Raw genomic sequence first — 6,995 nt, 5'->3', positions numbered from 1 at the left:
CGCCCGTCAGGGTAGCTGTTTGAGCCCGCTGGGCGTGTTCTCTCCTGACTTCAGGATGAGTCGTAGAACAACTGGCAAGGGACGTTGTAGCAAAAAGCTTCCCGACCCATCTCCGGTTTTAGGGGGCACCCTGTAAAAACGGGCACCTTGTCGTCAAAACGTGACAGAAAGCGGCCAACTGACCGTTCGGATAATTTTAGTAAATTGATTTTTCACAAGTATTTTTATTGGCACGCTCCTTGCTTTATTGTTTTCAATAGAAAGCTAAGGAGACAGCAGATGGATAACAGCACAAATTTGTTAGCGGCTTTGCGTCGGGTTCGCAGCTTCCCCAGCTACGCTTCTTTCATGGCAGGACATGAAAGACATCGCATCAAACGGGAATTACAGAAACGCCTGCTCCGCTTGCGCCGGCAACGACAGGTTCAGCAACGTCCCAACTTTGTGACCAAACAACAACAAATAGCGGGCGGTATTTTCCAGCATATTTTTCACTGAAGCCTAGACGCAGGTGCGCTGAATTTTCTTTCCGCACTGGGTACATACGCAATTTTTCTAGAGCGCCCACCAACAGGTAGGTGAGGGCATTTCAATCTCGATGAACCAGCCCGGCCCGCGCCTGAGCGCGCGGTTTTATGATGATCTCATCGATATTGACATGAGCAGGACGGCTGACCACCCAGCTAATGGCGTCGGCAATATCTGCTGCCACCAAAGGCTCCATACCCGCATATACACTCGCCGCACGTTCTGCATCTCCGGCAAAACGGACCAGACTGAATTCGGTTTCCACCAGTCCCGGATCAATCTCGGTAATGCGGATGGGTTTGCCCAACCATTCCACGCGCAGGGTTTCAGTAATCGCCTTGACCGCATGTTTGCAGGCCGTATAGCCACCACCACCGGCATAGGTTTCATGGGCAGCAATACTGCCGATATTGACCAGATGTCCAACGCCCGAAGAAGCTTTCAACAGTCGTGGATAGAGTGCCTTACTCATGCGCGCCAAACCCAGCACATTACTGTCCCACATGCGTTGCCAGTGGGATTCCTCCATTTCGGCAATGGGCTCAAGGCCGAGCGCACCGCCGGCATTATTGACCAGAATATCGACCGCCTCGGGTAACTGATCGACAAACTGACGAACACTTTCCGTGTCGGTGACATCCAGAGTCAGGGCCACGCCCTGAATTTCTTCCGCCAATGCCTGCAAGCGTTCGAGGCGACGTGCACCGACATAGACCTTACATCCCTGGCGGGCAAGCTGACGCGCTGTTTCTGCGCCAATACCTGATGATGCCCCCGTAACCACGGCACAGCGCTGGAGGGAGATCATGCCCAACCCTCCGGTTCATTACCAGCCCGCCACTTGATGCTGCAACCTACGCTGGGCAGGACTTTTGCCGGAGGCTCACGCTTTTCGAGCACGGCAGCAACCGCTTCCGATAAATCTTTTCCGGTAACCGGTAACGTATTTTTGGGACGACTGTCATCAAACTGGCCATGGTAAAAAAGCTTGCCTGCCTGATCAAACAGGAAAATGTCCGGGGTACAAACGGCGTTGAAGGCCTTCGCTACGGCCTGATCTGCATCAAAAAGATAAGGGAAGGCATAACCGGCACGCTGCGCTTCGGCAGGCATTTTCTCGGGGGCATCTTCAGGATAAGTATCGGGGTCATTACTGTTGATCGCCACTACCTGCAGTCCCTGGTTTTGCCACTGACGGGCCAGTTCACCCAAATGCTTGCTGATATGCAGCACATAAGGGCAATGGTTGCAGATGAACAGCACCAGTAAGGGCTTGCCCGGGGCAGAAGTGCTCGACCATTGCTCATTTCCTCCTCCGACGGGCAAAGAAAAAGCGGGCATGGCACCACCAACGGGTAAATCTTTTGCAGTCATTGCCATAATTGAATCTCCTTACATTCCTGATGATGTGGCGATGGTCGATGCCGTATTGATCGACCGAAAATTTCCTTCACGTAGCGCTCAAGCGGGGGCCGGAGTCAGATCTCCTGCTGGGCCTTGCTGCTGTACGACTTCCAGCACCCATGCACCATTACCCTGCAGGCGCAGGCAATGCTGGTGGTGCTGCAGCAAACTGGAGCGATGACCGACACTGATGATTGCGCTTTCCGGAAGGGCTTCGACCAGCAATTGATATAGTCGGTTTTCGGCGGGTTCATCCAGAGCCGAACTCGCCTCATCCAGAAATAACCACTGCGGTTTTTGCACCAGCACCCGCGCGAAAGCCAGACGCTGCTGTTCTCCCAAGGATAACACATGCGACCAGAGCCGGGAGTCATCCAGCTTGTCGGCAAGACTATTCATATCAACCATGAGCAAAATCTGCTGCAGTCGCTGATCATCCACATTGGCTCCAAAGGGATACACCAGAACATCCCGAAGAGTACCCAGAGGTAAGTAAGGTTTTTGGGGAAGAAATAAAGGACGCTCCCCTTCGGGCAGCCCGATTTCTCCATCACCAAAAGGCCAGATACCCGCCAGACTGCGGATCAGCGTACTTTTCCCGCCACCGGATGGCCCCATGATCAACAGTCGCTCACGACGACGGACGTCGAGATTCAGGTCATGCACCAGTTCCCGGCCATCGGGCAAGCGCACATTGAGATCCTTGACCTGCAGGCAGGGCGCGTTTTTCCGCTCAATCTGATAGTGAGTTTCACGGATAACCCGCACCTCATCCATGGATTGTTCAAAAAAGCGCAAACGATCGACGACCGCATGCCAGTTGGCCAGACTGCTGTAACTGCTGACAATAAAGGAAAGCGCGCCCTGCACCTGGGAAAAAGCGGAGGCGATTTGCTGCAGCCCGCCGATACCAATGGCTTTATTCACAAAATAGGCAGGCATGCTGACAATAATCGGAAAAATAATGGCTGCCTGACCATAGCCTGATACCCACCAGTTCAGACGCATGGATCGCCAGATGATCCGCCAGTAATTCGCATACACTTCGGCAAAACGCCGGAGAAAATGGTGGCGTTCTTCGTTTTCGCCCCCATATAAAGCCACGCTCTCGCTGTTTTCCCGCAGGCGCATCATGCTGAAACGGAAATCCGCCTGATAGCGTTCCTGATTAAAATTGAGCTTGATCAGCGGGCGGCCAATAAGCGCTGTCAGAATGGTTCCAAATACGGCATATATCAGGGCAGCCCAAACCAGATAACCGGGAATGGTGTATAAAGCCCCATTCCAGGGGATGGTAATCATGGCCGACAACTCCCAAAGCATGAACACAAAGGCCGCCAGAGTCGTTATGGAACTCAGCAGACCAATGATGATGTTCAGGGTTTGACTGGTAAAACTGGCCAGATCTTCGCTGATACGCTGGTCGGGGTTGTCTGTCCCATCGCCGAGCACCTGCATATGGTAAAATGTGCTTTTGGACAACCAGTTGTCGAGATAATGGCGGGTCAGCCAACGTCGCCAGCGTATTTCCAGCATCTGAGTAAAAAAAGTCTGGGATACGGCGGCTATGATGTAGGCTGTCGCCAGCACCAGAAAAATCAGCATCTGATGCCAGGCGGCATTGACAGCAAAACGCTGCAAGGCATTCCAGAAAACGGCATACCACTGGGTAATGCGGTAGGAAATAAACACCATAAACAGGTTGAGAATAATGATCAGCGCGAAAACACCCCGTGCACTCCAGCGCTCTTCTGAATGCCACCAATATGGCTTACTGATACGCCACAAGTCGCGAAAAAATGCTCCGTTAAACTGCTTCATGCACTCTCCCCACCCATAAAAACCTTCAACATCTCAACGCTCCTCCGGTCTTCACGCCGGCCCCGGCTTAATTATTGCTAAGCTTCAGGGGAAGTCTTATCTATAAAGCTCAGGAAAATAGCATGACCCAATCCAAAAACCATTCCCGTCGTCAGTTCATCGGAGGTATTGCTGCTGTTGCTGGAGTCGGTGCCCTGGCCCTCAGCAATCAGGGCAACGCCCAGGGCATGATGGGACCAAGCAAAAACAAGGTAGTGTTTCAACTCAACAAGTCCGATCCGGCTTATATTCTGGACATCCTGCATAGTGCGGCCGTCGTCCTCGGACATTTCAACAGCGATGCTGACATTGTCATCGACTGCTTCGGACCCGGCCTCTGGTTGCTGGTCAACGCCCCGAAAAATCATCAACATTATGAAAAATTCATAATGGAACAGGTAGAAAGCCTGCACATGTATGGCGTGGTTTTCAACGCCTGTGAACAGACCATGAAAACCATCCACATCGACAAGGCAGACCTTATTCCGCAGGCGGTGCCCGTGTTTAGCGGCGCGGTGGATCTCATTACCCTGCAGCAAAAGGGTTACGCCTATATCGCCTGGTAGGAAACCCTCAGTCCAGTTGCCGATGTTGCAGAGCGGGCAGCTGCTTTCGGCAACTTTGCAGGTAATCCCTGTCCATTCCAGCCATCACCCATCCCGGTCCCTGTTCCATGCGGGCCAGGACCTGCCCCCAAGGGTCAATAATCATGCTGCCGCCAAAAGTCTGGCGACCATTCTGATGCAGACCGCCCTGATCAGCAGCCAGCACGTACGCCTGATTTTCGATGGCTCTGGCGCGCAGCAAACTTTCCCAGTGGGCGGCACCCGTTTGTCGGGTGAAAGCGCTTGGCACCACCAGCAGTTCGGCACCGGCGTAATGACGGTACAACTCCGGAAAACGCAAATCATAACAAATGGAGAGCCCCAGTTGACCCCAAGGGGTTTCCACCCGGACTGGCTGCTTTCCCGGAGCGATACTGCGGGATTCACGATACGTTTCCCCACCAGCCAGATCCACATCAAAAAGATGAATTTTGTCATAGCGGGCGCGGCGCTGGCCTTCATTATCATAAACCAGACAAGCCGCAAAGCAGCGTCCGTCGGACGCTGCGATGGGGATGCTGCCGCCCACCAGCCAGCAGCCCTGCTGACGCGCCTGATCCGCCAGCCAGGACTGAATAACACCCTCACCATCGGGTTCCATCAGCGCGAGCTTGTCCGTTTCATGGCGCCCCATAAAGGCAAAATTCTCGGGCAGCAGGATCAGGTTCGCCCCCTCACCGGCGGCCTCCCGGATCAGCCCTGCGGCTTGCTCAAGATTTTCTGAAGGGATATCCGAAGAAACCATCTGAATCACGGCAAGCTGAACGTCCATGCGTTATTTATCCTTTGCTGACGATGACGATATGCGAGTAACCATGGGGTGTTCCCAAGTGCCCTGCGCACGGTAATCCAATTTTAGCACCTTACCCGAATTCCCAAACAGTGACGGGCCCAGAAGCGGAAAATGTCCCAGAAGCCAATCAAAACTCTGCAAGGGATAAACCTGCAAATTCAGATTCATTTCCTGGCGAACCATGTCCAGAGTCCCTGCTCCATGCATGGCCAGCGCACTGGAATTCAGGCGAATATCCTGACTGCGCGCCAAACCCTTCCCGAGCACGAACCTTGCCGAAAGCGCGTGAAAAAACAAACCCTCTCCAAATAATGGGCGGTAATCCAGAGTGAGCAGATCTTTCAGCAGGGTCGTTGGATTCACATAAACCAGCCAGGAAACATCCGTCCCCATTTTTTTAAGGCGACCATTTTTGACAGTGGACTCGATCGTCCCCTGAAGATGCTGCACATTCCAGTCCCAGGGCGCACCCGGCCAGGAAATTTTTCCCGTATACCGGGCTTGCCCGTATTCCAGACTGTTCATCCCCAGCGCTTCCAGAGCCGGGCCAATATTGTGGCTCTGCACGGTTCCCTGCAATGTAGTCCTGCCACCATCATGGGGCTGCCATGCCCCGCTGAGATCCCAGTGACTACCGAGCCACTCCCCTTTCAAAGCCGATAGTTGCCAGCCGCTTGGCGAGCGTTCCGCCTGCATGGTCACATCATGGGCAAGATGACCACGCCAATCCAGATGGTCCATCTGGGCATCCAGGTCCAGTGAGCTACCTGTGGCCCAAGCCGGAGAAGAAGGTACCCCGGAAGCCAGCCGGGCAAACTGCAGATCTTCGGTCTGCGCAGGCCTGAGTAGCAGTTTCTGCACATTCAGGTGAATGGCGGCCGCTTGTGCCGGACCTCGTGCCGCCTGATAAGAGAGCTTGCCCGCAGACTGAGGGCTGCGCCAGTGCAAATGCCAGTTACGGCCACGGGCCTCTCCCTGCATGCGGGTATGCTGCCAAACCTGCCCCAGCAGTTGCACTTGCTGCCAGTGCAGGTCAAAACGAGTGGTTGGCAGGCTGCCTCCCGGGCCACCTTCCGACAAGAGAGCTAACCATTCATCCACAGGCAGAATCTTACCCTGTCCGTCTATCCTCACGCCGTAGTCGGGCATTTTTGGAAGGGGGCCCGCACCCAGACGCAGCGCTGCAGCCCGCCACTGCCAATGCCTGCCTTCGCTTTTCCAGCTCAGCCGGGCCTGGCCTTGAGCTGCGTGAACAGTCAGATCAAAAGCACGGTGCCAAAACCCCTGTCCCGAAATATTGACGCGGGACTTATCCGCATAATTCCAGTTAAAGGGTGCCGGGAGGGTACTGCGACTACGCTGTAACCGGGCATCTCCCAACAAGCGCAGCCTGCCATTTTCCAGGGTTCCGGATACCTGATAGGGAATCACACCATGCAGTCTGGATTGCCAGGATTGCGGCAGCGGTAACTGCCCGGCCTGCAGCGACCCCTGCAATTGCATCTGCAGATCAGTCTGCTGGTCAAGCGCTTTGGCCTGTATACTCAATTGTGCGGGGCCACCCACAAACTGACCCTGCAGGTTTTTGGCACTGATAGCATCACGCTGAAAATGAATGGGTCCCGAAATGGATTCAGCTCGCCAGTTTCTTATTTTCATTCCGGCTTTTTGCAAAGCAAGCACACCCTGTACCTGGGTTTTTTCATGGTGAAATGGCACCTTCAGGGCCAAATGCAACTGTCCTTCCCCGGAAAGTTGCAGGGGCGGCGTTTGCGCATGGCGTAAAATCGGGGTCTGACGCAAAC

General features: G+C 54.1%; 7 protein-coding genes. 2 read left to right on the top strand and 5 right to left on the bottom strand.

Features of this window, described 5'->3' with window-relative positions:
• Positions 1 to 279 precede the first annotated feature (279 nt).
• Positions 280 to 498 carry a hypothetical protein gene (locus AC2VLY_RS05410; protein WP_486894273.1) on the top strand — a complete coding sequence of 73 codons (219 nt, stop codon included), beginning with the start codon at positions 280 to 282 and terminating at the stop codon, positions 496 to 498.
• 91 nt (positions 499 to 589) lie between these two features.
• On the opposite strand, the gene AC2VLY_RS05405 is transcribed toward AC2VLY_RS05410, so the two are convergent.
• From AC2VLY_RS05405 to AC2VLY_RS05395, 3 genes are all read right to left on the bottom strand, one after another.
• Complete coding sequence (locus AC2VLY_RS05405; protein WP_193651016.1) at positions 590 to 1,336, bottom strand: SDR family NAD(P)-dependent oxidoreductase; 747 nt, start codon at positions 1,334 to 1,336, stop codon at positions 590 to 592.
• Complete coding sequence (locus AC2VLY_RS05400) at positions 1,333 to 1,908, bottom strand: thioredoxin family protein (protein WP_486894271.1); 576 nt, start codon at positions 1,906 to 1,908, stop codon at positions 1,333 to 1,335. The genes AC2VLY_RS05405 and AC2VLY_RS05400 overlap by 4 nt, the downstream gene beginning before the upstream one ends.
• Positions 1,909 to 1,989: 81 nt before the next feature.
• The gene (locus AC2VLY_RS05395) at positions 1,990 to 3,753 is read right to left on the bottom strand and encodes an ABC transporter ATP-binding protein/permease (protein ID WP_486894270.1); all 1,764 of its coding nucleotides are present in this window, start codon (positions 3,751 to 3,753) and stop codon (positions 1,990 to 1,992) included.
• A 122-nt stretch (positions 3,754 to 3,875) separates the two neighbouring features.
• On the opposite strand from AC2VLY_RS05395, the gene AC2VLY_RS05390 reads away from it, so the two are divergent.
• Positions 3,876 to 4,358: a DsrE family protein gene (locus AC2VLY_RS05390; RefSeq protein ID WP_486894268.1), complete on the top strand. Its 483-nt coding sequence runs from the start codon at positions 3,876 to 3,878 to the stop codon at positions 4,356 to 4,358.
• 7 nt (positions 4,359 to 4,365) lie between these two features.
• Here AC2VLY_RS05390 and AC2VLY_RS05385 read toward each other — a convergent pair whose 3' ends face one another.
• Together AC2VLY_RS05385 and AC2VLY_RS05380 are read right to left on the bottom strand one after the other, a co-directional pair.
• Positions 4,366 to 5,169: a carbon-nitrogen hydrolase family protein gene (locus AC2VLY_RS05385; RefSeq protein ID WP_486894266.1), complete on the bottom strand. Its 804-nt coding sequence runs from the start codon at positions 5,167 to 5,169 to the stop codon at positions 4,366 to 4,368.
• Between the two features lie 3 nt (positions 5,170 to 5,172).
• Positions 5,173 to 6,995, bottom strand: a 1,823-nt coding sequence (locus tag AC2VLY_RS05380; RefSeq protein WP_486921901.1) for a YhdP family protein, incomplete at its 5' end; no start/stop codon positions are given.

Source organism: Acidithiobacillus sp. TH-A36, assembly GCF_057473445.1.
Note: the sequence above shows the minus strand (reverse complement) of the source record. Positions and strands in the feature narration are given on the sequence as shown.

Excerpts from the sequence above, each read along its gene's own strand:
- AC2VLY_RS05410 (WP_486894273.1), top strand. The coding sequence starts at position 280 with ATGGATAACAGCACAAATTTGTTAGCGGCTTTGCGTCGGGTTCGCAGC.
- AC2VLY_RS05405 (WP_193651016.1), bottom strand. The coding sequence starts at position 1,336 with ATGATCTCCCTCCAGCGCTGTGCCGTGGTTACGGGGGCATCATCAGGT.
- AC2VLY_RS05400 (WP_486894271.1), bottom strand. The coding sequence starts at position 1,908 with ATGGCAATGACTGCAAAAGATTTACCCGTTGGTGGTGCCATGCCCGCT.
- AC2VLY_RS05395 (WP_486894270.1), bottom strand. The coding sequence starts at position 3,753 with ATGAAGCAGTTTAACGGAGCATTTTTTCGCGACTTGTGGCGTATCAGT.
- AC2VLY_RS05390 (WP_486894268.1), top strand. The coding sequence starts at position 3,876 with ATGACCCAATCCAAAAACCATTCCCGTCGTCAGTTCATCGGAGGTATT.
- AC2VLY_RS05385 (WP_486894266.1), bottom strand. The coding sequence starts at position 5,169 with ATGGACGTTCAGCTTGCCGTGATTCAGATGGTTTCTTCGGATATCCCT.